Source organism: Nocardia sp. NPDC059236 (assembly GCF_042754085.1).
Lineage (GTDB): Bacteria > Actinomycetota > Actinomycetes > Mycobacteriales > Mycobacteriaceae > Nocardia.
The window spans coordinates 393,394-419,474 of record NZ_JBHZAF010000002.1 but is presented as its reverse complement, the minus strand read 5'-3'; the positions used below and the strand labels follow the sequence as shown (position 1 = coordinate 419,474).

Here is a 26,081-nt window from a genome sequence, read left to right as displayed (position 1 = left end):
AAACCGGATACACCCCCCGGAAAGGACTGGCCGCCGGCCGACGCTCTATGAACCGCAAGACTGTGTTCCGCAACCTGGCCATAGTCGCGGGCTTTCTGCTCGTGATCTGGTTGGTCAGCTATTTCAGCAACGACACGCGCGGCTGGCATAGCGTCGATACCTCGGTGGCGCTTTCCCAGCTCCAGGACAAGTCGAATGTCGATTCGGTCCAGATCGACGACAAAGAACAGCAACTGCGCATCACGCTGAAGAACGGCAATGATGCCACCAAGGGCGAGACCAAGCTCATCGCCAAGTATCCGGGCGGCGGCGAGGTGTCCGCGCAGGTCTTCAAGGCCGCGCAGGATTCCGGCGCCAAGGTCAACACCGCTGTCAAGCAGGATTCCTGGCTGAGTCAGATTCTGCTGTTCATGCTGCCCATGGTGATTCTGCTGGGCCTGTTCATCTTCGTGATGGCGCGCATGCAGGGCGGCGGCCGCGGCGGCATGATGGGCTTCGGCAAGTCGAAGGCCAAGCTGCTGTCGAAGGACATGCCCAAGACCACCTTCCAGGATGTGGCGGGCGCCGACGAGGCCATCGAAGAGCTCTACGAGATCAAGGACTTCCTGCAGAACCCGGCCCGGTATCAGGCGCTGGGCGCGAAGATCCCCAAGGGCGTGCTGCTCTACGGCCCGCCCGGTACCGGTAAGACGTTGCTGGCCAAGGCCGTTGCCGGTGAGGCCGGGGTGCCGTTCTTCACCATCTCGGGTTCGGACTTCGTCGAGATGTTCGTCGGTGTCGGCGCCTCCCGCGTGCGCGACCTGTTCGATCAGGCCAAGCAGAACAGCCCCTGCATCATCTTCGTGGACGAGATCGACGCGGTCGGCCGTCAGCGTGGCGCCGGCCTGGGCGGCGGTCACGACGAGCGCGAGCAGACCCTGAACCAGCTGCTGGTGGAGATGGACGGCTTCGGTGAGCGCACCGGCGTCATCATCATGGCGGCCACCAACCGGCCCGACATCCTGGACCCGGCGCTGTTGCGCCCGGGCCGTTTCGACCGGCAGATCCCGGTCGGCAACCCGGACCTGAACGGCCGCCGCGCGATTCTGCAGGTGCACTCCAAGGGCAAGCCGATCGCGACCGACGCCGACCTGGAGGGTCTGGCCAAGCGCACCGTCGGCATGTCGGGTGCGGACCTGGCCAATGTGATCAACGAGGCCGCGCTGCTCACCGCGCGTGAACACGGCAATGTGATCACCGGTGCGGCCCTGGAGGAGTCGGTCGACCGTGTCATCGGCGGTCCCCGCCGCAAGTCGCGGGTGATCAGCGAGCACGAGAAGAAGATCACCGCCTACCACGAGGCCGGTCACACCCTGGCCGCCTGGGCGATGCCCGATATCGAGCCCGTCTACAAGGTCACCATCCTGGCCCGCGGCCGCACCGGCGGTCACGCGATGACGGTGCCCGAGGACGACAAGGGCCTGATGACCCGCTCGGAGATGATCGCCCGCCTGGTCATGGCCATGGGCGGCCGCGCGGCCGAGGAGCTGGTGTTCCACGAGCCGACCACGGGCGCCTCGTCCGATATCGACCAGGCCACCAAGATCGCGCGCGCGATGGTCACCGAGTACGGCATGAGCGCCCGCCTGGGCGCGGTCCGCTACGGCGAGGAGCAGGGCGACCCGTTCCTGGGCCGGTCCATGGGCATGGCCTCGGGCTACTCGCACGAGGTGGCTCGCGAGATCGACGAGGAGGTGCGCAACCTCATCGAGGCCGCGCACACCGAGGCGTGGGCGGTGCTCAACGAGTACCGCGACGAGCTGGACTCCCTGGCCACCGCGCTGCTGGAACGCGAGACCCTGCACCGCAAGGATCTCGAGGAAGTGCTGACGACGGTCGAAAAGCGGCCGCGCATCACGGCTTTCAACGATTTCGGTGACCGCACCCCGTCCGATCGCCCGCCGGTGAAGACCCCGCGTGAGCTGGCCGCCGAGCGCGGTGAGCCGTGGCCGGAGGAGAGCTCGCGGCCGTCGCATCCGGTGGTGCAGCCCGCCAACGGCTATCCGGAACCGGTCTACGGCTCCGCGCAGCCGCAGTACGGCGGTTATCCGGCACCCGCGCCGCAGGGCTATCCGCTGCCGCAGGCTCCGGCCTATCCGCGGCACGGTGCGCCGACGACGCACGGTTCGCGTCCGGACTACGGCGCCCCGGCCGGTTGGTCGGCGCCGGGCTGGCCGCCGCAGGAGGACGAGGCTCAGGCCCCGCAGCCGCGCGGCGCGTACGGCGGCTGGGCGCCCGCGGGCAACCAGCGCTATCAGCCGGGCGCTCAGTATCAACCGGGCTACTCGCAGCCGGAGCATCAGGCCGCGCAGCCGGCGTCCGGGAATGACGAGGACGAGAAGAACGGTTGGGACGGACCGAACGGTCGTCGCTGACCGCGGTCCCGATAGGCTAAATGGGTTCGCGGCCCGCCTCGGGCGGGGTTCGGACGCTGGGTGAACGCCCCCGTCCGGATCCGCCCGAGTGGTTCGGCGACCGCGTCCAGGCCGCGTGTGCACGTGCGGCAAGTCAATACAGGAGGTGTCGATTGTCGGCCACCAACAATCGTGTCGTGTCCGGCCTGATCGCGCTCGACACCGGTCGACCGTTCGATCAGGACCGTGCGGAGGCTGCCGTGCGGGAGCTGCTGATCGCGGTCGGCGAGAACCCGGATCGCCCCGGGCTCGCCGAAACCCCGTCCCGGGTGGCTCGGGCCTACCGGGAGATGTTCGCCGGACTGTTCACCGATCCGTCCGAGGTGCTCAACACCACCTTCGAGGAGGGGCACCAGGAGCTGGTGCTGGTTCGCGACATTCCCATGTACTCGACCTGTGAGCACCACCTGGTGGCGTTCCACGGTGTCGCGCACGTCGGCTACATTCCGGGCCCGCACGGCCGGGTGACCGGACTGTCGAAGCTGGCCCGCCTGGTCGATCTGTACGCCAAGCGCCCGCAGGTGCAGGAGCGGCTGACCAGCCAGATCGCCGATGCGGTGATGGAGAAGCTGGATCCGCGCGGTGCCATCGTGGTGATCGAGGCCGAGCATCTGTGCATGGCGATGCGCGGTATCCGCAAGCCGGGCGCCTCCACCACCACCTCGGCGGTGCGCGGCATGCTGCAGACCAACGCCTCTTCTCGCGCGGAGGCCCTGGATCTCATTCTGCGAAAGTGAGCGCACCGACCATGGCCGAGAGCGGTACACGGGGGGCCAACCTGGTTGTTCCTCGTGGGGGCCGCTCGTGCGTGGTGATGGGCGTCGTGAACGTCACCAGCGACTCGTTCTCCGACGGCGGCCGCTACCTGGATCCGGGTCTGGCGGTGGCACACGGTCTCGAGCTGTACGAGATGGGCGCGGACATCATCGATGTCGGCGGCGAGTCCACCCGGCCCGGCGCGATTCGCATCGACCCGGAAACCGAAGCGGCGCGGGTGGTTCCGGTGATCCGGCAGCTGGCCGCGGCCGGGGTGCCGACGAGCGTGGACACCATGCGGGCGAGCGTGGCCGAGGCCGCCATCGCGGCGGGCGTGTCCATGGTCAACGACGTGTCGGGCGGGCGTGCCGACCCGAACATGGTGAAAGTCGTTGCGGCGACCAGGATCCCGTGGATCCTCATGCACTGGCGGGCCGAGGCGGACTACCGTCACGCCGGTCCCGCCGAGCAGTACGACGATGTGGTGTCCAAGGTCTGGGAGGAGCTGAACGCGCAGGTCGAGTTCGCCCTCGCGGGCGGCGTCGAATTCGGGCAGCTGGTGCTGGACCCGGGCCTGGGCTTCGCCAAGAACGCCGACCACAACTGGGAGTTGCTGGGCGGCCTGTTCTATCGCATGACCGAGATGATGGACGCGGGCCTGCCGATCCTGATCGGGGCCTCCCGCAAGCGTTTCCTCGGCGGCCTGCTGGCCGATGCCGAGGGCCCGCGCCCGCCGGACGGCCGCGAGGTCGCCACGGCCACGATTTCCGCCCTGGCCGCCGAGCACGGCGCCTGGGGTGTGCGGGTGCACGATGTCCGATCGTCGCTGGACGCCATCGCGGTGGTCGACGCGACCACGAATGCGGCCCGGCGCCTGCGGGAGCGGTATGTACGGGAGCGGGAGACGGGGGAGCGGCTGTGAGCGTCGATCGCGCCGGATCGCCGGGTGACCGTATCGAATTGCCGGGTGACCGTATCGAATTGCGCGGGCTGCGCGTCTTCGGCCATCACGGTGTCTTCGACTTCGAGAAGCGCGACGGCCAGGAGTTCGTCGTGGATCTGACGCTGTGGACGGATTTCACCGCCGCCGCGAAGTCGGACGACATCGCCGACACCGTCCACTACGGCGAGCTGGCCGAGCAGGTGGTGCAGATCGTGGCCGGGGAGCCGAAGGATCTGATCGAGACGGTGGTCTCGGCCATCGCCGACGAGGTGATGGCCGATCCGCGCATCCAGGCCGTGGAAGTGGTGCTGCACAAGCCTTTTGCGCCGATTCCACATACCTTCGAAGACGTCCGTGTAGTCACGTCCCGTCGTCGCGAACCGGAGGAGTAGAGCGGTGACCCGCGTTGTCCTGTCGATCGGATCCAATCTCGGTGACCGGCTGGCGCATCTGCGCAGTGTCGTGGAGGCGCTGGGCCCGCGCGTGGTGGCGGTCTCGTCGGTGTACTCGACCCCGCCGTGGGGCGGGGTGCCGCAGCAGGACTACCTGAATGCCGTGCTGGTGGCCGAGGACGCGGCCATGGAGCCCTCGGACTGGCTACGCCTGGGTCAGGAGCTGGAGCAGGCCGCGGGCCGGATCCGGGAAGTCCGCTGGGGCGCACGCACTCTCGATGTGGACGTGGTGCAGGCCGAGTCGCGCCGCCGCGACGGCCGGGTGGTGGTGCGCAGCCTGGATCCGGTGCTGACGCTGCCGCATCCGCAGGCCCACCATCGCGCGTTCGTGCTGGTGCCGTGGCTGGAGATCGATCCCGATGCGGAGCTGGAGGCGACCGGCGCGCTGCGCACGCTGCGAGAGTGGCTGTCCGCCTTGGATTCCGCCGAGGTGAGCGGGGTGCGCCGCACCGAGCTGACGCTGGGCTGGACGCCGTGACGCCGGAGCTGCTGCGGTGAAGCCGACCCGCATTCTCGATCTGTGTGCGAATGTGCTGCTGGCGGCGATCGTGGCCTGGGTCGCCACCAATATGGCGTATTCGAGTTTCCCGCCGATCTCGGTGTTCTCGGGCGCCTCGCTGTTGCCGGTGGCGCTGCTCGAGGCGGTGCTGGCCTTCGTGATTCGGCAGCGTAAGGAGAATCACGGGATCGGTCCCGGTTCGGGGCAGCTGCATGCGATCACGGCGGCCCGGGCGGTGGCGCTGGCGAAGGCGTCGGCGCAGGTGGGGTCGCTGGTGGGCGGGATCTGGCTGGGTTTCCTGGTGTGGCTGCTCATGCAGCGCTCGGATCTGCGTGCGGCGGCTTCGGATACGCCGGGCGCGGTGGTGGGTCTGCTGGGCGGGGTGGCCCTGGTGGCCGCGGCCCTGTGGCTGGAGTATTGCTGCCGCGCTCCCATTGAACCGCCCGATGAGGCGGCTACTTCATAGCTAACGGATTGGCACTGATCATCGCCAAGGTGGGGACCGCACTCCCGAGATCAAGCTACGCTGGCGGACATGGTTTCACCCTCCCGTAGCAGTGCTTCCCGTCGCCGCCGGGAGGATGCGGGAAAGTTCTTCACCGGCTTTCTGCTTCTCCTCGGACTGGTTGCCAGCGTTTTCCTGGTCTTCAGTGACAACCTCCACCTGATCCGGGTGGGCCTGGTCGCGGCCCTCTGGGCGGCCGCCATCGGCGCGCTCGCTGCCACCCGTTATCGCAGGGAGGCGGCCGTCGACAAGGCAAAAGTGGGTGACCTCCAGAAGGTCTACCAACTGCAGCTGGAGCGCGAGGTTGCTGCCCGCCGCGAATACGAGCTCGGCGTGGAGACCCGGGTCCGCCACGAGGTGGGCGCCGACGCCGCGGAGATGGCCGCGCTGCGTGCCGAACTCACGGTCCTGCGCGAGAGCCTGCAGCGTCTGTTCGACGGCGATCTGCCCTCCGAGCGTCCGGCCCTGCGTGCGGATGCCGTTCGGGTCCAAGAACTTCCGAGCAGCGAGGCCGGTTCGGCCCCCGAGGCGGCGAACGATAACTGGCCGGACGCGGATCCCTGGGACCCGTGGTCGTCCCCCGACCAGGCCGAGGACGACGACGACCCGCGCGCCCGCATGGCCCCGAAGTTCGATCCCGCGCACCCCGAACCGCCGGCCTTCGCCACCCCCTTCGACGACCCGGTCACCGCCGAGACGTCGATCATCACCGACGCCATGCACCAGGACTACGAGGCCGAACGGGCCGCCGCCGAACCGGATTCACCCACCCCGCCCCCGAACCCGGAGGCCGCCAACGAATCCGCCGCCGCCTCCGCGGCCAACGGCAATGCCGGCACCAACGGCAGCGCGCCCACCAATGGCAATGCCGCCACCAATGGCACCGCCGCGGCCAACGGCACCGCCACCAACGGCCCCGTCCCGCGCTTGACCCCCGACCCCACCCCCTCGGCCCCGGTGGGCCGGGCCACGGCCCGCCGTCGCCGCCGCTCAGAGGACGACGCCGGCGCCGAAGGCACCCACCGCCTCTCGGTCGCCGAGATCATGGCCAATCTCAAGTCCGAGAACAGCAACTGACAGGAAGTCCACCGGGGATTCGGGGCAGCGCCCCCAAGAAGCCCGAGGGCGTTCAGGCGCGGACCCCCGAGAGTCGCGAGGGGGTGCGGGGGCGGAGCCCCTGAGAGTCGCGAGAGTTGCCTATCCCACAGTGGGTAGCTCTGGCGAATCGGCGGCGATATCCTCGCTCGAGTAACGTCCGGTACCCGCAAGGCGGGACTGGAACGACTTTCGAGAGGACAAAGTGACCTCGGACAAGGATGTCTGCGGGACCGATCCTGCGCCTGCACGCTTGACGGTGGGCATCGTCTCGGCGGGACGCGTCGGATCCGCGCTGGGTGTGGCACTGGAGCGTGCCGGTCATGTCGTGTTCGGGGTGTCCGCGATTTCGGATGCCTCGGTGCGTCGTGCCACCACGCGCCTGCCGGATTCCCGCATCCTGCCCGCCGAGGAGGTGGCCGGCCGCAGTGAGCTGCTGATTCTCGCGGTGCCCGACAGTGAATTGCCGGGTCTGGTCGCGGGTTTGGCGGCCGCGACCGCGGTGCGCGCGGGCACCATCGTGGTGCACACGTCCGGCGCGAACGGGGTCGGCGTGCTGGCGCCGCTGACCGCACTGGGCACGCTGCCGCTGGCGATTCATCCGGCCATGACGTTCACGGGACACGACGAGGATGTGGCCCGCCTGGCCAATGCCTGCTTCGGCGTGACCGCCGCCGACGACATCGGCTATGCCATCGGGCAGTCGCTGGTGATCGAGATGGGCGGCGAGCCGGTGCGGGTCGCGGAGGAGAACCGCACCCTCTATCACGCGGCTCTCGCACACGGCAGCAACCATCTGGTGACCTTGATCGTGGATGCGGTCGAGGCGTTGCGCGCCGCGCTGTCCGGTCCGGGTCTGCTGGGTCAGCAGACGGTCGACGATCAGCCGAACGGCCTGGCCGAGCGCATGCTCGCGCCGCTGGCCTCGGCCGCCCTCGACAATGCCCTGCGCCGCGGCCCCGCCGCGTTGACGGGTCCGGTGGCGCGCGGCGATGTGGCCGCGGTGGCCGCGCATCTGGAGGCTCTCGAAGCCCTGAATCCCCGGCTGGCCGCGGGCTATCGCGCCCTGTCGCTGCGTTCGGCCGAGCGCGCCAAGACCAATCCCGCCCTGATCGATCTGCTGGAGAAAGGACACTGACGCCCATGGACCCCAAGCTGATTGGCACATACAAGCGCGGCGAGCTGACCGTGCTGCACGATCCGGCCGTCATGACCAAGGTCGTGAAGGCGCTGCGGTCGGTGGGCCGCCGGATCGCGCTGGTGCCGACCATGGGCGCGCTGCACGAGGGCCATCTGGAGCTGGTGCGGCTGGCGAAGCTGACCAACACCACGGTCATCGTGTCGATCTTCGTGAACCCGCTGCAGTTCGGCGCGAACGAGGATCTCGACAAGTACCCGCGCACCCTGGACGCGGATGTGGAACTGCTGCGCGGCGAGGGCGTGGAGCTGGTGTTCGCGCCGAGCGCGAAGGACATGTACCCGTTCGGCACTCGCACCACGGTGCAGGCCGGTGCCTACGGCGAGATCCTCGAGGGCGCGACCCGCCCGGGCCACTTCTCCGGTGTGCTGACCGTCGTGTCGAAGCTCTTCAATATCTGCATGCCGCACGAGGCGTTCTTCGGCGAGAAGGACTACCAGCAGCTGGCGCTGATCCGGCAGATGGTCGTCGACCTGAACATGGACGTGAAGATCGTGCCGGCGGCGACCGTCCGCGAGGCGGACGGTCTGGCCAAGTCCTCCCGCAACCGCTACCTGAGCGCGGAGGAGCGCGAGCTGGCCACCGCCCTGTCGGCGGCGTTGCTGGCCGGCCGGCACGCGGCGGGCCGGGGTCCGGAGGCCGTGCTGGAGACCGCGCAGTCGGTGCTGGATCTCGCGCCGGACATCCAGGTCGACTATCTGGCCCTGCGGGGTGCGGACTTCTCCGAACAGTGGCCGACCGGCAATGCCCGGCTGCTGGTCGCGGCCCGGGTCGGCACCACCCGCCTGATCGACAACATGCCCGTCTCCATCGGCAAGCCGCTCGATGGCCACCCCACTGCCCCCGATCAGCCTGCCCAGGCAGCTCTCTAGGAAGGCGACGACGATGTTGCGCACCATGATGACGTCGAAGATCCACCGCGCCACGGTGACTCACGCCGACCTGCACTACGTGGGTTCGGTGACGGTGGACCAGGACCTGCTGGATGCCGCCGACCTGCTCGAGGGCGAGAAGGTCAGCATTGTCGACATCACCAACGGGGCCCGCCTCGAGACCTATGTGATCGCCGGCGAGCGCGGTTCCGGCGTGATCGGAATCAACGGCGCCGCAGCGCATCTCGTGCATCCCGGCGACCTGGTCATCCTGATCGCCTACGGCATGATGGACGAGGCCGAGCTGAAGAACTACGCCCCGAACGTGGTCTTCGTCGATGAGCGCAATCGCCCGATCGAGCTGGGCACCGATCCGGCGCACGCCCCGGAGGGGTCCGACCTGATCTCGCCGCGTTCGCTCTCGCTGGCCTGAGCGGCGGGCCATGCTGCTGACCATCGATGTCCGCAACACCAGCATCGAGCTGGGCCTGTTCTCCGGCAGCGGAGACCACGCGAAGCTGGTGCGGCACTGGCGGATGCACACCAATCCGCTGCTGACCGCGGACGAATTCGCGCTGCAGGTGCGCGGCCTGATCGGCGCGGACGCCGAACAGGTGGTGGGCGTCGCGGCGCTGTCCACGGTGCCGCCGGTGCTGCGCGAGCTGCGTGAAATGCTGTCCCGCTATTGGGCTCATGTCCCGCACGTGCTGGTGGAACCCGGTGTGCGCACGGGTATTCCGCTGCTGGTGGACAATCCCAAGGAGGTCGGTGCGGACCGCATCGTGAATTGTCTTGCGGCATATCACCGTTTCCACTCGCCGGCCATCGTGGTGGATTTCGGGACGGCCATCTGTGTGGATCTGGTGTCGGCCAAGGGGGAATTCCTCGGCGGCAGTATCGCGCCCGGGGTGGAGATTTCCACCGAGGCGCTGATCGCCCGCAGTGCGCTGCGCCGTGCGGAGCTGACTCGCCCGCGGTCGGTGGTGGGCAAGAACAGCATGGAGTGCCTGCAGTCGGGCGCCATTTTCGGTTTCGCGGGCCTGGTGGACGGCCTGATCGATCGCATTCGCGATATCGACGCCTTCTCCGGCGACGATGTGGCGGTGGTGGCGACGGGCGCGACCGCGCCGCTGATCGTGCCGGAGTCGGAGACCATCGAGCATCACGAGCCGCATCTGACACTGGACGGCCTGCGCCTGGTCTACGAGCGCAATCAGCAGCGCCGGACCCGGCCCGAGCCCAGCGCCGCCCGGCCCTGAACAGACCGGCTGGAATAAAAGTGACGCAGTCGTCGCCGGGAGCCCTGGTGATTCCCGGCGAACCGCTGTTAGACTCGCCGACGTGTATTTCCGTGTGAGCACCCAGGAGTGTTGTCGAGGCTGATTCGCCTCGACGGTCGTCGAGGCTTCGTATAGCCCCCGACCACAAACACACTTCTTGGAGTTTCGCTCATGCGTTCCTCTGTTTTTTCCCTCCCTGTCGATACCCGCGCCGCCGCCTCGCCGCTCCTGCCCGAGGTCACCGAGCGGGCCACCGCCTCCGCCCTGCCGACCCGGCTGCGTCCGGCCGACCTGCTGCGCCTGACCGATGAGGGCGCCCAGGACGTGCTGGAGGGCCGCTACGACCACCTGCTGCCCGACGGCGGCCTGTGGCCCACCGAAAACCGCTGGGCCACAAGGCTTGTCGCCGATGACGAGGTGGACATCTGGCTGATCAGCTGGGTCGAGGGCAAATACACCGAACTACACGACCACGCCGGCTCGCTGGGAGCGCTGACCGTGCTCTCCGGCGCGCTGTCGGAATATCGCTGGAACGGCCGGGACCTGCGCCGCCGCACCCTCACCGCGGGTGATCAGGCCTCTTTCCCGCTCGGCTGGGTGCACGACGTGGTGCGTGCCCCCGAGGCGGAGGCCGGCATCACCGGCCCGCTGAATCCGACTCTGAGCGTGCACGCCTATTCCCCGCCGCTGACGGCCATGTCCTATTACGAGGTCACCGGCCACGGCACCCTGCGGCGCACCCGTTCCGTCCTCACCGACCAGCCCGAAGGCGAACTCGAATGACCCACATGACGATCGACGGCATGCTCGCCCAGGCCCGCGGGCAGCTGAGTCGCCTGCTTCCGATCGAAATCCCGCAGGCCATCGCCCGCGGCGCGATTCTGGTGGATATTCGCCCGCAGGCGCAGCGGATGCGCGAGGGCACCCTGCCGGGCGCGCTGGTGATCGAGCGAAATGTCCTGGAATGGCGTTTGGATCCGTCGAGTTCCGCGCGTCTGGCCATGGCCGAGCACCACGACATGGAATGGATCATCGTCTGCTCGGAGGGATACACCTCGAGCCTGGCCGCCGCCTCCCTGCAACAGCTGGGCCTGCGCCGCGCCACCGATCTCGAGGGCGGATATCAGGCCTTGAAAGCGGCGGGCCTGCTGACCGTCGCGGCCACTGCCCCGCACTTCGAACGCGAGGTCGCGACCCTCGCCTGGCTGTAGCCGAAGCGGCAGGGAGGCGGTGGAAAAAAGAAATTCCGCCGCAGGATAGTCTTGAGACCCGTGAGCACCTCCACTCCTTCTTCTCCCTCGAGCAACCCCGTTCCTGCTGGGCAAAAGCGTGCCGCGGCGGCCCCCGTGGAGCATGACGTTCCCGAGCAGATGCGGATTCGCCGCGAGAAGCGCGAGCGGTTGCTCGGGGAGGGCCGTGAGGCCTATCCGGTGGTGGTGAACCGCACCCACACCCTCGGTGAAATTCGCGAGGCGTACCCGGATCTGGCGGCCGATACCCAGACCGGTCAGACGGTCGGGATTGCGGGGCGCGTCATTTTCGTCCGAAATACCGGCAAACTGTGTTTCGCCACCCTGCAGGAGGGCGACGGCACCAAGCTGCAGGCGATGATCAGCCTCAATGGCGTCGGCGCGGAGTCGCTGGCGGCCTGGAAGTCCGATGTCGACCTGGGTGACTTCGTGTACGTGCACGGCGAGGTGATCGCCTCGCGCACGGGCGAATTGAGTGTGATGGCCGATACGTGGGAGATGGCGGCGAAGTCGCTGCGCCCGCTGCCGGTGGCCCACAAGGAGATGGGCGAGGAGTCGCGCGTCCGCCAGCGCTATGTCGACCTGATCCTGCGCCCGGAGGCCCGCGAGATGGCCCGCACCCGCGTCGCGGCCGTGCGCGCGCTGCGAAATGCGTTGGAGCGCAGAGGTTTCCTCGAGGTCGAGACCCCGATGCTGCAGACCATTCACGGTGGCGCCGCGGCCCGTCCGTTCGCCACGCACTCGAACGCGCTCGATATGGAGCTGTTCCTGCGCATCGCTCCGGAGCTGTTCCTGAAGCGTTGCGTGGTCGGCGGCATCGAGAAGGTCTTCGAGATCAACCGGAACTTCCGCAACGAGGGCGCGGACTCGACCCATTCGCCCGAGTTCGCAATGCTGGAAACCTACGAGGCGTACGGCACCTACGACGATTCCGCCACGATGATGCGGGAATTGATCCAGGAAGTCGCGCAGGAGGTCTACGGCACGCAGGTCGTGACGCTCGCCGACGGCACCGAATACGATCTGTCCGGCGAGTGGGCGACGGTGGAGATGTACCCGTCGCTGTCGGAGTCGATCGGTACCGAGGTCACCCCGGAAACGTCGGTCGAGGAATTGCTGGCACTCGCGGACCGGGTCGGGCTGGAAATTCCGGAGGGCAAGGGCTACGGGCACGGCAAACTGGTCGAGGAACTGTGGGAGCACGTCTACGGTGACAAGCTGTACGCGCCGACTTTCGTACGGGACTTCCCGGTCGAGACATCGCCGCTGACGCGCCAGCATCGGAGCAAGCCCGGGGTTACCGAGAAGTGGGACCTGTACGTGCGCGGCTTCGAACTGGCCACCGGCTATTCCGAACTCGTGGATCCGGTGATCCAGCGGGACCGTTTCATGGATCAGGCGCGTTTGGCCGCGGCCGGTGACGAGGAGGCCATGCGCCTGGACGAGGACTTCCTCACCGCGATGGAGCACGGTATGCCTCCCACAACCGGAACGGGTATGGGTATCGATCGTTTGCTGATGGCCCTGACTGGCCTGGGAATCCGGGAAACGATACTCTTTCCAATTGTGCGTCCGGCAGCCCGATAGTTCTCCGGATTGCATTTCCGGGGCCTGTTCTGGGACTATCGGAATTAGCGGTATTCTGGCGTCGGGTAATCGGCCTGACTATGCGGGTCGCACGATTTCGAGAGGACGTTCATCTCATGGCAAAGAAGGTCACCGTTAGCTTGATCGACGATGTCGACGGTGAGTCCATCGCGGACGAGACCATCGAGTTCGCAATCGATGGCGTCTCGTACGAGATCGACTTGTCGACGGAGAATGCGGCCAAGCTGCGGGAGGGTCTGGACAGTTGGGTTTCGGCCGCTCGGCGTGTGAGTGGCCGGCGTCGTACCAAGGTGGCCGGTGCTCCGGCCGCGGGCCCGAAGAACCGGGTGTCGATCGATCGCGAACAAAGCGCGGCCATTCGCGAATGGGCGCGCCGGAATGGTCACAAGGTGTCCGCTCGTGGTCGTATCTCCGCTGACATCACCGAGGCTTACAACAAGGCCGCTGCTAAGAACTAGTTGTCCGACTAGTCGCCGATTCGACTGCCGTCCGGGTGTTTCGTGCGTGCCCGGGCGGCAGTGGTTTTCTTCATACGCTTTGCGTATAACCGGAGGATCGACTGCGATCTTGCTAGTGCCGGGGAGGCCAGGCACCATTGAAACGTGCGGACGATGTCACTGGCTGGAAGTAGAGAAGAGGTATCGGCGCAGTGACCGCTTTCCACGGTTCCTTCCTCCGGGTCAAGGATCAAGAGGGACGTCAGCATGAGCTGATGCTGTCCCCGGACCAGCCGCGAATCACCATCGGGCGATCGCCTCAGGCCGACCTGTCCCTGTTCTGGGATGTCGAGGTGTCGCGGCTGCACGCGACCGCCGAGTACCTCGGCGCACACTGGACCATCGTCGACGACGGCCTTTCCCGCAACGGCACTTTCGTCAACGGGGATCGCCTGGTCGGCCGCCATCGCCTGCAGCCGGGGGACGTCATCCGGATGGGCACCTCGCGGGTCACCTTCCACGACTTCAGCGGCGCCGCAGGCGATGTCACGCAGACCTCCACCGGCGGGCTGCCGACGCTGCGCTCGCTCACCGAAACCCAGCGGTCGGTATTGATCGCGCTCTGCCGGCCGCTGCGGAGCAATGACGGGTTCGCCTCACCCGCCTCCAACCAGCAGATCGCGGCGGAACTCTTCCTCAGCGTCGACGCCATCAAGACCCACCTCCGCGCGCTGTTCGCGAAGTTCGGTGTCGAGGACCTCCCGCAGAACCAGAAGCGGGTCCGCCTCGCCAACCTGGCCATGCAGTCCGGCGTCATCTCCGAACGCGACCTCTGATTCGCCGATCCTGGTACTGCCCGTGCCTGTTGGACCCCTGCGCATGCGTGCGAGCTTCTGAGCCATGGGTTTCCGTGCCCGTCGGCGATTGACTGGATGTAGTCGATCACCCGGGAGGAACACGGGTGGCAGATCCAGTCAGGAGAGAACCATGTTCGCATTTCGCACCGCCGCGCTGGTGGCGGCGACGCTGACCACCGGACTGATCGCCGGGGTGTTCTACGCCTACGCGACCTCGGTGATGACGGCCCTGGGCCAGTCCGACGACCGCACCTTCATCGATGTCATGCAGAAGATCAACGTGGTCATCATCAATCCGTGGTTCATGCTCGGATTCATGGGCACGGTCGGCTTCACCGTGCTGGCCGCGGCCCTGCACCTGGGCAAGGACAACCGCACCACGCTGATCTGGATCGGGGTCGCGCTGGCCCTCAATGTGATCGCCTTCTGCGTCACCTCGGGCCTGAACGTGCCGCTCAACAATCAGCTGGCCAATGCCGGTGACGTCGGGCAGATCCCGGATCTGGCGGCGGTGCGCTCGCAGTTCGAAAGCTCGTGGGTGGCTTGGAATATCGTCCGCGCGGTGCTCCACACGCTCGCGTTCCTGGTGCTGACGGGCGCGCTGTTCGTGGCCGGCGTGCAGCATGCCAAGGCGAGCGCGGCCGCCGTGGTCACCACCGTCGCGCCCACCGCGCAGCCGGGCTTCCCGCCGGCGCCGGGCGTGTACTCGGCTCCGGCCGCGTGGTCCGTTCCGGCGCAGCAGGCTTTCCCGGCCCAGCCCGGATTCGCCTCCGGTCAGCAGTAGTTCGGTCCGATTCCGGCGGTGGCCGGGACCCCGGATGCGGCCTCGCAAGCCGCCTGCGGGGCCCGGCCGCCGCCGTTTTCTGCACTGAAACAGGTTTCAGAACTTACCCGCCAGTAATCCATCCCTCGTGCTTGTTTCCTGATTAGGTATGCGGAACGCGTTCTAAATTGGGAGGGAACATGAGAAGGATGCCCATGCGAGGAACGCCGGGATCGCTGCTGATCATGGCGGTTCTGGCGGTCCTGTGGATCGGTGCGAGCGGTACCGCCCGAGCGGAATACCCGGTCACTTTCAACTTCTTCGCGGGCATCCCCAATGAGCTCACCAATCCCGGTGGCTCGCTGCCCGGCGCCAATGACTGGTCCTGCAAACCCAGTGCGGCGCACCCGGATCCGGTGGTGCTCGTCCACGGCACCGCGGGCGGTGCACAGACCAACTGGGGCGCCTACGCGCCGCTGCTCGCCAACCAGGGTTACTGCGTCTACGCGCTGACCTACGGAGCCCTCGACGTGCCCTGGCCGCTGTCCGCGCTGGGCGGCATGAAGCCGATCCCCGAGAGCGCCGCGCAGCTGGGCGCCTTTGTGAGCCGCGTGCTGTCCGCGACCGGTGCGGCGCAGGTCGACTTCGTCGCCCACTCACAGGGCAACACGGTCGGCGAGTACTACATCAAGCGGCTCGGCGGCTCCGGCAAGGTCAACCGCTTCGTGGCCATCGCGCCCCCGTGGCTGGGTATCTTCGGCGACCAGATGAACGTCGTGCGCGCCTTCGGGCGGCAGCTCGGCGCGAGTGCCGACCAGGTGGACAATCTGGCCGCCATGGGCGTCGTGTGCCAGGCGTGCCCGGAGATGCTCGGCAACTCCTCGTTCATCAATGCCCTGAACGCCGACGGCGTCTACGACCCCTCGGTCACCTACACCAACCTGGCCTCCAACTTCGACGAGGCGGTATGGCCCGCCATCGCGCTGGTCCCGGCCCCGAACGTCACCAATGATCTGATGCAGGACGGTTGCCCTGTCGACTTCTCCGATCACATGGCCATCGCCGGCAGTCACCGCGCGGCCATGATGGCCCTGAACGCGCTCGATCCGGAGCATGCCCAGCCGGTGCCGTGCGAGTTCGTCCCGCCCGTCACCGGGGACTGAGGAACCCCGAACGCGACTGTTCGCTGTGGGCGTAGCCGATTCGGAAACGGTCCGCGCAACTGCCCCGTTATGACTGAATGAGTCGTACTGTCGCCGGTTCGCAATAGGGTGGACGGACGACGTGCGTGACCCCCGGCAACTAGAGTGGAGTCGGGGGATGCAACCCCAGGGCTTCATGGCAGGCTGGCGACCAGAAGGGCAGCACAGGGTCTGAAGCGCCGGATGCCAGTGATGGCGGAGCAGGAGAGTGAGGGAGCGATGTTCGAGAGGTTCACCGACCGCGCGCGGCGGGTCGTTGTCCTGGCCCAAGAAGAGGCCCGGATGCTCAACCACAACTACATCGGCACCGAGCACATCCTGCTGGGCCTGATCCACGAGGGCGAGGGCGTCGCGGCGAAGTCGCTGGAGTCCCTTGGCATCTCGCTGGAGGGTGTGCGTTCGCAGGTCGAGGAGATCATCGGCCAGGGCCAGCAGGCCCCGTCCGGCCACATTCCCTTCACCCCGCGTGCCAAGAAGGTGCTGGAGCTGTCACTGCGCGAGGCGCTGCAGCTCGGGCACAACTACATCGGCACCGAGCACATTCTGCTCGGCCTGATCCGCGAGGGTGAGGGCGTCGCGGCGCAGGTGCTGGTCAAGCTGGGCGCGGACCTGAACCGGGTGCGCCAGCAGGTCATCCAGCTGCTGTCGGGTTACCAGGGCAAGGAGCCGGTCGAGGGTTCCGGTTCGCGCGGCGAGCAGGGCACTCCGTCCACCTCGCTGGTGCTGGACCAGTTCGGCCGCAACCTGACCCAGGCCGCCCTCGAGGGCAAGCTCGACCCGGTCATCGGCCGCTCGAAGGAAATCGAGCGCGTGATGCAGGTGCTGAGCCGCCGTACCAAGAACAACCCGGTCCTGATCGGTGAGCCCGGCGTCGGTAAAACCGCCGTCGTGGAGGGTCTCGCCCAGGCCATCGTCAACGGCGAGGTGCCGGAGACGCTCAAGGACAAGCAGCTGTACACCCTCGACCTGGGTTCCCTGGTCGCGGGCAGCCGCTACCGCGGTGATTTCGAGGAGCGCCTGAAGAAGGTGCTCAAGGAGATCAACACCCGCGGCGACATCATCCTGTTCATCGACGAGCTGCACACCCTGGTGGGTGCGGGCGCGGCCGAGGGCGCGATCGACGCGGCCTCGATCCTGAAGCCCAAGCTGGCTCGCGGTGAGCTGCAGACCATCGGCGCCACCACCCTCGACGAGTACCGCAAGTACATCGAGAAGGACGCCGCCCTGGAGCGCCGGTTCCAGCCGGTCCAGGTGGGCGAGCCGACGGTCGAGCACACCATCAACATCCTGAAGGGTCTGCGCGACCGCTACGAGGCGCACCACCGGGTTTCCATCACCGATGGCGCTCTCGTCGCCGCCGCTACCCTCGCGGATCGCTACATCAACGACCGCTTCCTGCCGGACAAGGCGATCGACCTCATCGACGAGGCCGGTGCGCGCATGCGCATCCGCCGGATGACCGCGCCGCCGGACCTGCGCGAGTTCGACGACAAGATCGCCGAGGCGCGCCGGGAGAAGGAGTCCGCGATCGACGCGCAGGACTTCGAGAAGGCCGCGCGTCTGCGCGATAAGGAGAAGCAGCTCGTCGCCAAGCGGGCCGAGCGCGAAAAGCAGTGGCGCTCCGGCGATCTGGACGTCGTGGCCGAGGTCGACGACGAGCAGATCGCGGAGGTGCTGGCCAACTGGACCGGTATCCCGGTGTTCAAGCTCACCGAGGAGGAGACCACCCGTCTGCTCCGCATGGAGGACGAGCTGCACAAGCGGATCATCGGCCAGGAGGACGCGGTCAAGGCCGTGTCCAAGGCCATCCGCCGCACCCGTGCCGGTCTGAAGGACCCGAAGCGTCCGTCGGGCTCGTTCATCTTCGCCGGTCCGTCCGGTGTCGGTAAGACCGAGCTGTCGAAGGCGCTGGCGAACTTCCTGTTCGGCGACGACGACGCGCTCATCCAGATCGACATGGGCGAGTTCCACGACCGCTTCACCGCCTCGCGCCTGTTCGGTGCCCCTCCGGGCTACGTGGGCTACGAGGAGGGCGGCCAGCTCACCGAGAAGGTGCGCCGCAAGCCGTTCTCGGTGGTGCTGTTCGACGAGATCGAGAAGGCGCACCAGGAGATCTACAACACCCTGTTGCAGGTCCTCGAGGATGGCCGGCTCACCGACGGTCAGGGTCGTACGGTCGACTTCAAGAACACCGTGCTGATCTTCACCTCGAACCTCGGCACCTCCGACATCTCGAAGGCGGTCGGCCTCGGCTTCGCCCAGAGCAATGCCGAGGGCTCGAACTACGAGCGGATGAAGCTCAAGGTCAACGACGAGCTGAAGAAGCATTTCCGCCCGGAGTTCCTGAACCGCATCGACGACGTGATCGTGTTCCACCAGCTGACCCAGGACCAGATCATCGAGATGGTCGACCTGATGATCGGCCGCGTCGCCAATCAGCTGCGGAACAAGGACATGGAGATCGAGCTGTCTCCGCAGGCCAAGAGCCTGCTGGCCAAGCGCGGTTTCGACCCGGTCCTGGGCGCCCGTCCGCTGCGTCGCACCATTCAGCGCGAGATCGAGGACCAGCTGTCGGAGAAGATCCTCTTCGGCGAACTGGGCGCCGGTCAGGTCGTGGTGGTGGACGTCGAGGGCTGGGACGGCGAAGGCCAGGGCGAGAACGCCAAGTTCACGTTCACGGCGAAGGCCAAGCTGACCAAGAAGTCGGACTCCGGCGTCGAGGACAAGCCGGTCGCCGCCCTCGCGGGTGAGGCTCCGGCCTCCGCCTCGGGCGAGTAAAGGCTCGGCCTCGGGTCGAATAGGCCTCAGCGACAACGAAAGCCCCGTTCTCCTTCGGGAGGGCGGGGCTTTTTTGCCCGGGCGAGAAATTCGGTGGCGGCGCGATCCTGGTATCGCCCATGCTCGGATAGCTGTCCGGAGGGACCGGGCGCGGAAAGGGCGGCAGCATGCTCTCCGAGACACAGATCGAGGACTTCATCACCGAGGGATTCGTGAAGGTCGAGGGAGCCTTCTCCGCCGAGACGGCCGCCGCGGGCCGCGAGATCCTCTGGCGCGCAACCGGTTGCGACCCGGAGGAGCCGTCGACCTGGACCCGGCCGGTCATCCGGCTGTGGGACCACGCCCAGGAGCCCTTCGCGCGGGCGGTCACCGCGCCGCCGCTGCTCGCCGCCTTCGATCAACTGGTCGGTCCCGGCCGCTGGTTCCCCCGGAAAACCCTGGGCAGCTGGCCGATTCGATTCCCCAGCCCGGAGCCCCCGGGCGACGACGGCTGGCACGTCGACGTGAGCTTTCCCGGCGATGCCGCCCCCGACGACTACCTGAGCTGGCGCGTGAACATCCACTCCGAGGGCCGCGCCCTGCTGATGCTGTTCCTGTTCTCCGATGTCGGCGTCGATGACGCCCCGACGCGTATCCGGGTCGGCTCGCACCTGCGGCTGGCGCCGGTGCTGGAGCCGCTCGGCGAGGCGGGTACCACCATGTTCGACCTCCACGAGTTCTACACCGCCACGGCCGATCTCCCCGAGGCCGTCGCGACCGGCCGGGCCGGCGATGTCTACCTCTGCCATCCCTTCCTGGTACACGCTGCCCAGCCCAATCGCGTCGGCCGCCCGAAGTTCATGGCCCAGCCGCCGTTGCTGCTGCGCGAGCCGTGCGTGCTGGACCGCCCGGACGGCGCGTATTCGCCGGTGGAGCAGGCTATCCGGAGGGGTTTGGAGCTGGGCGCAGCACGGTGACTACGCACCGAGACGTACGCCGGATGTGTTCTCCGGACGGATGATTCGCGCTTCCGCGGGGCGGAGGGTGAGAGCCATGGAACTCGGATTGCATCTGACGAACTTCGCGATGGACACCCCTTCGGAACTGATCGGATCGCGGCTGGCGGAGGTGGTCCGCACGGCAGAGGACAGTGGTTTCTCGGTTATCGCGGTGGGTGACCATCTCTGGCAGAGCCCGTGGCTGGGCCGTGTGGAACAGAATGTGCTGGAGGCGTATTCGACGCTGTCGTTCGTCGCGGCGCACACGTCGCGGGTGGAGCTGACCGCACTGGTGTCCGGGGTGCACTATCGGCATCCGGCCATGCTCGGGAAGCTGGTCACCACCCTGGATGTGCTGTCCGGCGGCCGGGCCTGGCTGGGGATCGGTGCGGGCACCTCCACGGGTGATGTGGAGGGCTACGGCCTGCCGTTCCCGCCGCTGCGCGACCGCTACGAGATGCTGGACGAGGCGCTGCGGATCTGCCTGGCCATGTGGACCGATGAGCGGGGCGCTTCGGAATCCGTACTCGGCAAGCACTTTCAGGTGGAGCGTCCGCTGAACGCGCCGCAGGCCGTGCGGAATTCGCCGCAGGGCGCGTATCGGCCGCATCCGCCGATACTCATCGGCGGGGACGGAGAGCGCCGCACGCTGCCGCTGGTGGCGCGCTACGCGGATGTGGCGAGCCTCCGCCCCGGCCCGGACCTGCCCGCCAAGATCGCGCTGCTGGACCGGATGTGCGTGGAGATCGGCCGCGATCCGCGCGAGATCCGCAAGAGCTGTGCCTTCGCCTTCGATCCCGGCCCGGGCGGAGGGGGCGTCGGTCAGGTGCTGGGGCAGCTGAAGTGGCTGGCGGACATGGGGATCGACCTCGTCATCGGCCGGGTGGCGGGCGTCGACGACCTCACGGCGCTGGAAGTGCTCGGCCGCGAGGTGATTCCGGCGGCCGCCGAGTTCGGCGCTACTGCCAGCCCGGCCTGACCAGACCGGATTCGTAGGCCATGACGACGAGCTGGGTGCGGTCACGCGCACCCAGCTTCACCAGGATCCGGCTGACGTGGGTGCGGGCGGTGGCGGGGCTCATGTAGAGCCGGTCGGCGATCTCGGCATTGGTGAGGCCCTCGGCGACCAGGGTCATGACCTCGCGTTCGCGGTCGGTGAGTTCCGAGAATTCGGCCGCGGGTGCGGGTTTGGCGTGCGCGGCGAATTCGGCGACCAGGCGCCGGGTGACGCTGGGGGAGAGCAGCGCGTCACCGCCCGCGACCACGCGCACGGCCTTGACCAGGTCGGCGGGTTCGGTGTGCTTGACGAGGAAGCCGGTGGCGCCGGAACGCATGGCCTCGAAGACGTATTCGTCGAGTTCGAAGGTGGTCAGGACGACGACCTTCACCGCGGCGAGGACCGGATCGGCGGCGATGGCGCGGGTGGCGGCGAGGCCGTCCAGCACCGGCATGCGGATGTCCATCAGTACGACATCGGGCACGAGTTCGCGGGCCAGGTCGAGGGCCTGGGCGCCATTGTCGGCCTCGCCCACCACCTCGACGTCCTGCTGCGCGCCGAGCAGCGCCACGAAGCCCGCTCGCACCAGCGCCTGATCATCGGCGATCACCACCCGGATGGGCATGACGCGTCCTCCAATTCCGTGCTCACGCAATCGGTTCGTTCCGCACGAGGTGGGTGGGCAGCCGGGCCTTCACCCGAAATCCGCCGTCGGCCTTCGGTTCTGCGGACAGTTGCCCGCCCAGGGCGTGGGCGCGTTCGGTCATGCCGGTGATGCCGTGGCCGCCGGTCGGCGACTGCGGCGCGGGCTGGCGGGTGGGCCGGGTGTTGTCGATGGTGAGCTGCAGCCGCTCGGCGGCGTAGTGCACGGTGACGAGCACGCTCGCGCCGGGCGCGTGCCGCACCACATTGGTGAGCGACTCCTGCACGATCCGGGCGGCGGCCACGTCGACCACGGCCGGCAGCCGGCGCGGCCCACCGGTCACCATGGTGTGCACCTCCAGCCCGGCGGCGCGGGCCGGTCCGGTGAGCTTGTCGAGGTCGGTGATGCCGATGGTGGGTGCGGTCGGCGCGGTCACGGTGGCGGTGCCGCCGCGAATGGAGCGCAGCAGTGCGTTCACCTCACCGAGCGCGTCCTTGCTGGCGGATTTGATGGCGGCCAGCGCGGTGGCGGCCTGTTCGGGCTTGCGGTCGAGCAGTTCCAGCGCGACCGAGGACTGCACATTGATCAGGGACAGGCTGTGCGCGAGTACGTCGTGCAGTTCGCGCGCGATGGCCAGGCGCTCCTCGGTGACCCGCTGTTCCCGCTCGGCCGATTCCAGTGCGCGCTGGGCCTGTTCGCGTTCGCGCTCGGCGTGTTCCTCGCGGCGGGCTGCCTCGCCGCGCTGCCGCCGGGCGATGACGGCGGCGCGTCGCTGCCGGATGCCCTCGCCCGCCGCGGCGAGCACGAAAAGCCAGGCGAGCAAACCGAATTCCTGCCAGGTGCCGGTGTGGTACCCGCGCCAGCCGGGCACCGGCCACACCATGAGCAGGTAGCCCGCGGCCACGAACGGATAGGTGTACCAACGGGATCCGAGGACGGCGGCGGTCAGGAAGGCGACGATGAGCGACACGAAGATCGGCCCGTAGCCGTAACCGAGCAGTAGGTACGCGACCGCCGCGGCCAGCGTCGCGTAGAACACTTCCAGCGGGCGGCGCCGGCGTAGTACCAGCAGCGCCGGACCGGCGATGAGCAGCACATATCCGTACACATCGAGCTGGCGCACCACCGTCTGGTGATGATTGGCCAAGGTCCCGAAGCCGAGTTGTATCGCCCCCACCGCCAGCGCCGGGAGCACGTCGCGCCGCCCGAGCCTTCCCCCGCGTGTGTCCATAGCTGCACCGTAGCGCCGTCTGCGGGCAGTGGCACTGTGTCGCGGCCAAATACGTCCAGATACGTACGCCGGATCGCGCGTTGCGACGGATTTTTTCCCGTGCGTGGCGGCGGATCGTTGAGCCCATGAACGAAGCGATCGTCGTCACCGATCGGCTGACCAAGCGCTACGGCTCCCACACCGCCGTGGACGCCGTGAGCATGAGCGTCCGCCGCGGTGAAATCTACGGTTTCCTGGGTCCCAATGGCGCGGGCAAGACCACCACACTGCGCATGCTGGTCGGTCTCATCCGTCCGTCGTCCGGCAGCGCGACCGTGCTCGGGCGGCAGCCCGGCGACCCGGAAACCTTGCGCCGCACCGGCGTTCTCATCGAGGGCCCCGGCTTCTACCCCTACCTGTCGGGCCGGGACAACCTGCGCGTCCTGGCCCGTTACCGGGGTGTCGGCGACGACGCGGTCGCCGACGCCCTGGACCGGGTGGCCCTCAGCGCCCGCGGCAAGGACCGGTTCCGCACCTATTCGCTCGGCATGAAGCAGCGCCTCGGTGTCGCGGCCGCCCTGCTCGGCCGCCCCGATCTGCTGATTCTCGACGAACCCACCAATGGCCTGGATCCGGCGGGCATGGCCGAGATGCGGGAGCTCATCACCGGACTCGCCGCCGACGGGCACACCGTGGTGCTGTCCAGCCACCTGCTCAGCGAGGTGCAGGAGATCTGTGACCGCGTCGGCGTCATCTCCGCCGGGCGACTGCTGGTCGAGTCGACGGTGCGCGAATTGCGTGGCACGGCCTCGCTTCTGGTGCGCGCGGAGCCACTGGAGGTGGCCTTCCCGGCGGTGCGCGCGGTGGTGGGGGAGCGGTCGGCGCTGGTGACCGCCAACGGTATTCGTGTCGACGCCGGGGCCGCGAACGCCCCCGTGGTGGCGCGCGCGGTCATCGAGGCGGGCGCGGAGCTGCTCGAGCTGCGCACCGACGAAAAGTCCTTGGAAGAAGTCTTTTTCGAGATGACGGAGACGGCGAAATGACCGACCTACTGGCCAGCACCCGGGCCGAATTGCTGCGACTGCGCAAGTGGCCCGCCTTCTGGATCGTGCTCGGCACCTGGATCCTGTTGAATCTCACCTTCGCCTACCTGTTCAACTACCTCGCCTACACCACCGGCAGCACCACCCGCATGTCCAACGGCCTGCCGCGTGAGCTGCTCCTGCAGCAGATGCTGCCCGCGGCCGTGCCGGAGGTGTTCACGCAGGGCATGGCCATGTTCGGCGGGGCGCTCATGCTGGTGCTGGGCGCGCTCGCGGTGGGCAGCGGCTACGGCTGGGGCAGCTGGAAAACCGCACTCACACAGGGGCCTTCGCGGGTGCATGTGATCGGCGCGGTGGTGCTGAGCCTGGCGGTGACGGTGGTCGCGCTGGTGCTGGCCGCCTTCGTGATCGACACCGGCGTGGCCGCGCTCATCGCCGGCACCCAGGGTCAGTCCCTGGCGCTGCCGTCAGTGGGCCGGATGCTGCTCGGAATCGGCTCCGGCGCCGCCATTCTGGGCATGTGGACGCTGGCGGGCGCGCTGATCGGGGCGGTCGCCCGGGGTCCCGCGCTGGCGGTGGGACTGGGCCTGGTGTGGGTGCTGGTGGTGGAGAATCTGCTGCGCGGCGTCGCGGCGATCTTCGCGCCCATCCGGGCCGTCACCGACCACCTGCCCGGCACGGCCGCCGGCTCTCTGGCGGGTTCCCTGCGCACCGTGGGCGGCCCGGCCACCCCGGGTGTCCTGGATGTCCTGGGCCGCGGCGAGTCCCTGCTGGTGCTGGCCGCGTATGTCGTCGTCTTCGCGGCCGGAACGATCTGGCTGATTCGACGCCGTGACATGGTGTGAGGCAGGCGAATACCGCGCGATGCGGCCGTTCACCCGCCCGGTGAGCGGTCGTGTCGTCGTGTCAGCCCGCCGGATCCAGCACGCCGTGTGCGAGTTTCGCCAGGCCCGCGGCGATCTGCCCGGACCCGAGCCCGCGTTCGCGCTGATGCCGGTACACCTCGGCGGCGAGCGGTGCGAGCAGCGGGTCAACGAGCGAATCGGGTTCGGCCACACCGGCTTCGGTCAGCAGGGCGCGCACGTGCACTGCCCAGAACTGATAGGCCCCGGTACGGAAACGCGCACCGCCGGTCTCCGCACCGAGGACCAGATGGGCGTGCGTATCGAGCAATTCGACCATCGCGGCGTAGAACGCGGCCAGTCGTTCGACGGGCGGCGCGCCCGGCCCGAGCGGTGGCTCGCCGCGCAGCAGCTGCTCCTGGAGTGCCCGCTCGTGCTCGTCGAGCAGCGCGACGGCGATGGATCCCACGTCCGGATAGCGCCGGTACAGCGTCCCCCGCCCGACCCCGGCCGCCTTGGCGATGTCGTCCATGGTGACGGTGCGCGGGTCGCGCCCGGCGAACAGTTCCGCGGCTGCGGTCAGCACCTTGGCCCGATTGCGGGCGGCGTCGGCGCGCTCGGCGGGCGCGGACCGATCGTCGAGTAGTGGCAGGCCGGGGGTGTTCATGCAGCTCACTGTAGCCCTCGGGGAATAAGTGGACAATTCGTCCGGTTGTGGCCTACCGTCGGAGAAGTAAACGGACACAACGTCCATTTGATCGGAGTCTCGACCATGACCGCCCTGCTGCACCTCGACGCCAGCGCCCGCCGCACCTCGGTCAGCCGCCGGCTGAGCGCCGCCTTCGCGACTGCTTGGCGTGCCGAACACCCCGGCGCCGCCTACGTCCACCGCGACCTGGCCGCCGAGCCGATCCCGTTCATCGGCGAGGGCTGGACCGAACTGTGCGACCGGGTGCTGGCCCACGGTCGCACCGATCTCGACCACCTGGCCGAACTGGTGGATTCCCCTGCGCAGCAGCGGGCCTGGGAGATCGTCGAGCCACTGCTGGCAGAGATCCGCGCCGCCGATGTCGTGCTGATCGGCACGCCGATGTACAACTACTCGATTCCGGCGAGCCTCAAGGCGTGGCTGGATCAGATCACCTTCCCGCGAATGTCGCTGGCCCCCACCCGATTCGTGGTCGTCACCGCGCGTGGCGGCGCGTACTCGCCGGGCGCGCCGAAGGCGATCTACGACTATCAGGAGCGCTACCTCCGCGACTTCTTCACAGGCCATTTCGGCGTCGACGACACGGTTTTCGTCCATGCCGAACTGGTGAACTCGCGCCAGGATCCGGCGCTGGCCCACCTGCGCGACGAGCACGACGCCTCCTGTGCCGCCGCGCTCGCCACCGCTCGCACCCTGGGGAAGGAGTACTGAA

General features: G+C 68.1%; 27 protein-coding genes. 24 read left to right on the top strand and 3 right to left on the bottom strand.

All coding sequences use genetic code 11. The features are described 5' to 3' along the window. The first annotated feature begins 47 nt into the window (after nt 1–47). From ftsH to ACFXIV_RS06960, 21 genes are all read left to right on the top strand, one after another. A complete protein-coding gene (gene ftsH / locus ACFXIV_RS07060) occupies nt 48–2,414 on the top strand; it encodes an ATP-dependent zinc metalloprotease FtsH (protein WP_379393537.1) in 2,367 nt (788 codons plus the stop codon). A 176-nt stretch (nt 2,415–2,590) separates the two neighbouring features. Next, nucleotides 2,591–3,190 (top strand): GTP cyclohydrolase I FolE, encoded by a 600-nt coding sequence (gene folE / locus ACFXIV_RS07055; protein ID WP_364606530.1) that lies wholly within the window; start codon nt 2,591–2,593, stop codon nt 3,188–3,190. Nucleotides 3,191–3,201: 11 nt separating this feature from the next. Then, a complete protein-coding gene (folP, locus tag ACFXIV_RS07050; RefSeq protein ID WP_379393642.1) occupies nt 3,202–4,131 on the top strand; it encodes a dihydropteroate synthase in 930 nt (309 codons plus the stop codon). Beyond that, nucleotides 4,128–4,544, top strand: a complete 417-nt coding sequence (folB, locus tag ACFXIV_RS07045) for a dihydroneopterin aldolase (RefSeq protein ID WP_379393539.1) — start codon at nt 4,128–4,130, stop codon at nt 4,542–4,544. Before folP ends, folB begins: the two co-directional genes overlap by 4 nt. A gap of 4 nt (nt 4,545–4,548) precedes the next feature. After that, complete coding sequence (gene folK / locus ACFXIV_RS07040; protein WP_379393541.1) at nt 4,549–5,082, top strand: 2-amino-4-hydroxy-6-hydroxymethyldihydropteridine diphosphokinase; 534 nt, start codon at nt 4,549–4,551, stop codon at nt 5,080–5,082. 16 nt (nt 5,083–5,098) lie between these two features. After that, nucleotides 5,099–5,569 (top strand): DUF3180 domain-containing protein, encoded by a 471-nt coding sequence (locus ACFXIV_RS07035; RefSeq protein ID WP_354831436.1) that lies wholly within the window; start codon nt 5,099–5,101, stop codon nt 5,567–5,569. 69 nt (nt 5,570–5,638) lie between these two features. Beyond that, complete coding sequence (locus tag ACFXIV_RS07030) at nt 5,639–6,685, top strand: DUF6779 domain-containing protein (protein ID WP_379393543.1); 1,047 nt, start codon at nt 5,639–5,641, stop codon at nt 6,683–6,685. A 223-nt stretch (nt 6,686–6,908) separates the two neighbouring features. Then, nucleotides 6,909–7,841, top strand: coding sequence for a Rossmann-like and DUF2520 domain-containing protein (locus ACFXIV_RS07025; protein ID WP_379393545.1), 933 nt, complete (start codon nt 6,909–6,911; stop codon nt 7,839–7,841). A gap of 5 nt (nt 7,842–7,846) precedes the next feature. Continuing rightward, nucleotides 7,847–8,773 (top strand): pantoate--beta-alanine ligase, encoded by a 927-nt coding sequence (gene panC, locus ACFXIV_RS07020; protein WP_379393547.1) that lies wholly within the window; start codon nt 7,847–7,849, stop codon nt 8,771–8,773. A 13-nt stretch (nt 8,774–8,786) separates the two neighbouring features. Then, entirely contained in the window at nt 8,787–9,206 is a 420-nt protein-coding gene (panD, locus tag ACFXIV_RS07015; RefSeq protein ID WP_379393549.1) for an aspartate 1-decarboxylase, read from the top strand. A gap of 10 nt (nt 9,207–9,216) precedes the next feature. After that, on the top strand, nt 9,217–10,032 hold the full coding sequence (locus ACFXIV_RS07010) for a type III pantothenate kinase (protein ID WP_379383292.1): 816 nt from the start codon (nt 9,217–9,219) through the stop codon (nt 10,030–10,032). A gap of 192 nt (nt 10,033–10,224) precedes the next feature. Further along, complete coding sequence (locus tag ACFXIV_RS07005; RefSeq protein ID WP_364606507.1) at nt 10,225–10,836, top strand: cysteine dioxygenase family protein; 612 nt, start codon at nt 10,225–10,227, stop codon at nt 10,834–10,836. Nucleotides 10,837–10,841: 5 nt separating this feature from the next. Further along, nucleotides 10,842–11,264, top strand: coding sequence for a rhodanese-like domain-containing protein (locus tag ACFXIV_RS07000; RefSeq protein ID WP_379393644.1), 423 nt, complete (start codon nt 10,842–10,844; stop codon nt 11,262–11,264). A gap of 159 nt (nt 11,265–11,423) precedes the next feature. After that, complete coding sequence (gene lysS / locus ACFXIV_RS06995) at nt 11,424–12,890, top strand: lysine--tRNA ligase (protein WP_379393645.1); 1,467 nt, start codon at nt 11,424–11,426, stop codon at nt 12,888–12,890. A gap of 116 nt (nt 12,891–13,006) precedes the next feature. Continuing rightward, a complete protein-coding gene (locus ACFXIV_RS06990; protein ID WP_354831422.1) occupies nt 13,007–13,369 on the top strand; it encodes an Lsr2 family protein in 363 nt (120 codons plus the stop codon). A 191-nt stretch (nt 13,370–13,560) separates the two neighbouring features. Further along, nucleotides 13,561–14,184 (top strand): FHA domain-containing protein, encoded by a 624-nt coding sequence (locus tag ACFXIV_RS06985; protein ID WP_040854285.1) that lies wholly within the window; start codon nt 13,561–13,563, stop codon nt 14,182–14,184. A 151-nt stretch (nt 14,185–14,335) separates the two neighbouring features. Next, nucleotides 14,336–14,989, top strand: a complete 654-nt coding sequence (locus ACFXIV_RS06980) for a DUF1772 domain-containing protein (RefSeq protein ID WP_379393551.1) — start codon at nt 14,336–14,338, stop codon at nt 14,987–14,989. Between the two features lie 194 nt (nt 14,990–15,183). Beyond that, nucleotides 15,184–16,131: an esterase/lipase family protein gene (locus ACFXIV_RS06975; RefSeq protein WP_379393553.1), complete on the top strand. Its 948-nt coding sequence runs from the start codon at nt 15,184–15,186 to the stop codon at nt 16,129–16,131. Between the two features lie 258 nt (nt 16,132–16,389). After that, nucleotides 16,390–18,948: an ATP-dependent Clp protease ATP-binding subunit gene (locus ACFXIV_RS06970; RefSeq protein ID WP_379393555.1), complete on the top strand. Its 2,559-nt coding sequence runs from the start codon at nt 16,390–16,392 to the stop codon at nt 18,946–18,948. A 167-nt stretch (nt 18,949–19,115) separates the two neighbouring features. Next, nucleotides 19,116–19,904 (top strand): phytanoyl-CoA dioxygenase family protein, encoded by a 789-nt coding sequence (locus ACFXIV_RS06965; RefSeq protein WP_379393557.1) that lies wholly within the window; start codon nt 19,116–19,118, stop codon nt 19,902–19,904. A gap of 76 nt (nt 19,905–19,980) precedes the next feature. Further along, entirely contained in the window at nt 19,981–20,904 is a 924-nt protein-coding gene (locus ACFXIV_RS06960; protein WP_379393559.1) for an LLM class flavin-dependent oxidoreductase, read from the top strand. Here ACFXIV_RS06960 and ACFXIV_RS06955 read toward each other — a convergent pair. Further along, nucleotides 20,885–21,547, bottom strand: coding sequence for a response regulator transcription factor (locus tag ACFXIV_RS06955; RefSeq protein WP_379393561.1), 663 nt, complete (start codon nt 21,545–21,547; stop codon nt 20,885–20,887). The genes ACFXIV_RS06960 and ACFXIV_RS06955 overlap by 20 nt on opposite strands. Before the next feature lie 22 nt (nt 21,548–21,569). Then, on the bottom strand, nt 21,570–22,796 hold the full coding sequence (locus tag ACFXIV_RS06950; RefSeq protein ID WP_379393563.1) for a sensor histidine kinase: 1,227 nt from the start codon (nt 22,794–22,796) through the stop codon (nt 21,570–21,572). Nucleotides 22,797–22,921: 125 nt separating this feature from the next. On the opposite strand from ACFXIV_RS06950, the gene ACFXIV_RS06945 reads away from it, so the two are divergent. Then, nucleotides 22,922–23,818 (top strand): ABC transporter ATP-binding protein, encoded by an 897-nt coding sequence (locus ACFXIV_RS06945; protein WP_379393565.1) that lies wholly within the window; start codon nt 22,922–22,924, stop codon nt 23,816–23,818. Continuing rightward, the gene (locus tag ACFXIV_RS06940) at nt 23,815–24,663 is read left to right on the top strand and encodes an ABC transporter permease (RefSeq protein ID WP_379393567.1); all 849 of its coding nucleotides are present in this window, start codon (nt 23,815–23,817) and stop codon (nt 24,661–24,663) included. The genes ACFXIV_RS06945 and ACFXIV_RS06940 overlap by 4 nt, the downstream gene beginning before the upstream one ends. A gap of 61 nt (nt 24,664–24,724) precedes the next feature. Here ACFXIV_RS06940 and ACFXIV_RS06935 read toward each other — a convergent pair whose 3' ends face one another. Next, nucleotides 24,725–25,327 (bottom strand): TetR/AcrR family transcriptional regulator, encoded by a 603-nt coding sequence (locus ACFXIV_RS06935; protein ID WP_379393569.1) that lies wholly within the window; start codon nt 25,325–25,327, stop codon nt 24,725–24,727. A 105-nt stretch (nt 25,328–25,432) separates the two neighbouring features. On the opposite strand from ACFXIV_RS06935, the gene ACFXIV_RS06930 reads away from it, so the two are divergent. Next, nucleotides 25,433–26,080 carry an FMN-dependent NADH-azoreductase gene (locus ACFXIV_RS06930; protein WP_379393571.1) on the top strand — a complete coding sequence of 216 codons (648 nt, stop codon included), beginning with the start codon at nt 25,433–25,435 and terminating at the stop codon, nt 26,078–26,080. The last annotated feature ends 1 nt before the right edge of the window (nt 26,081 follow it).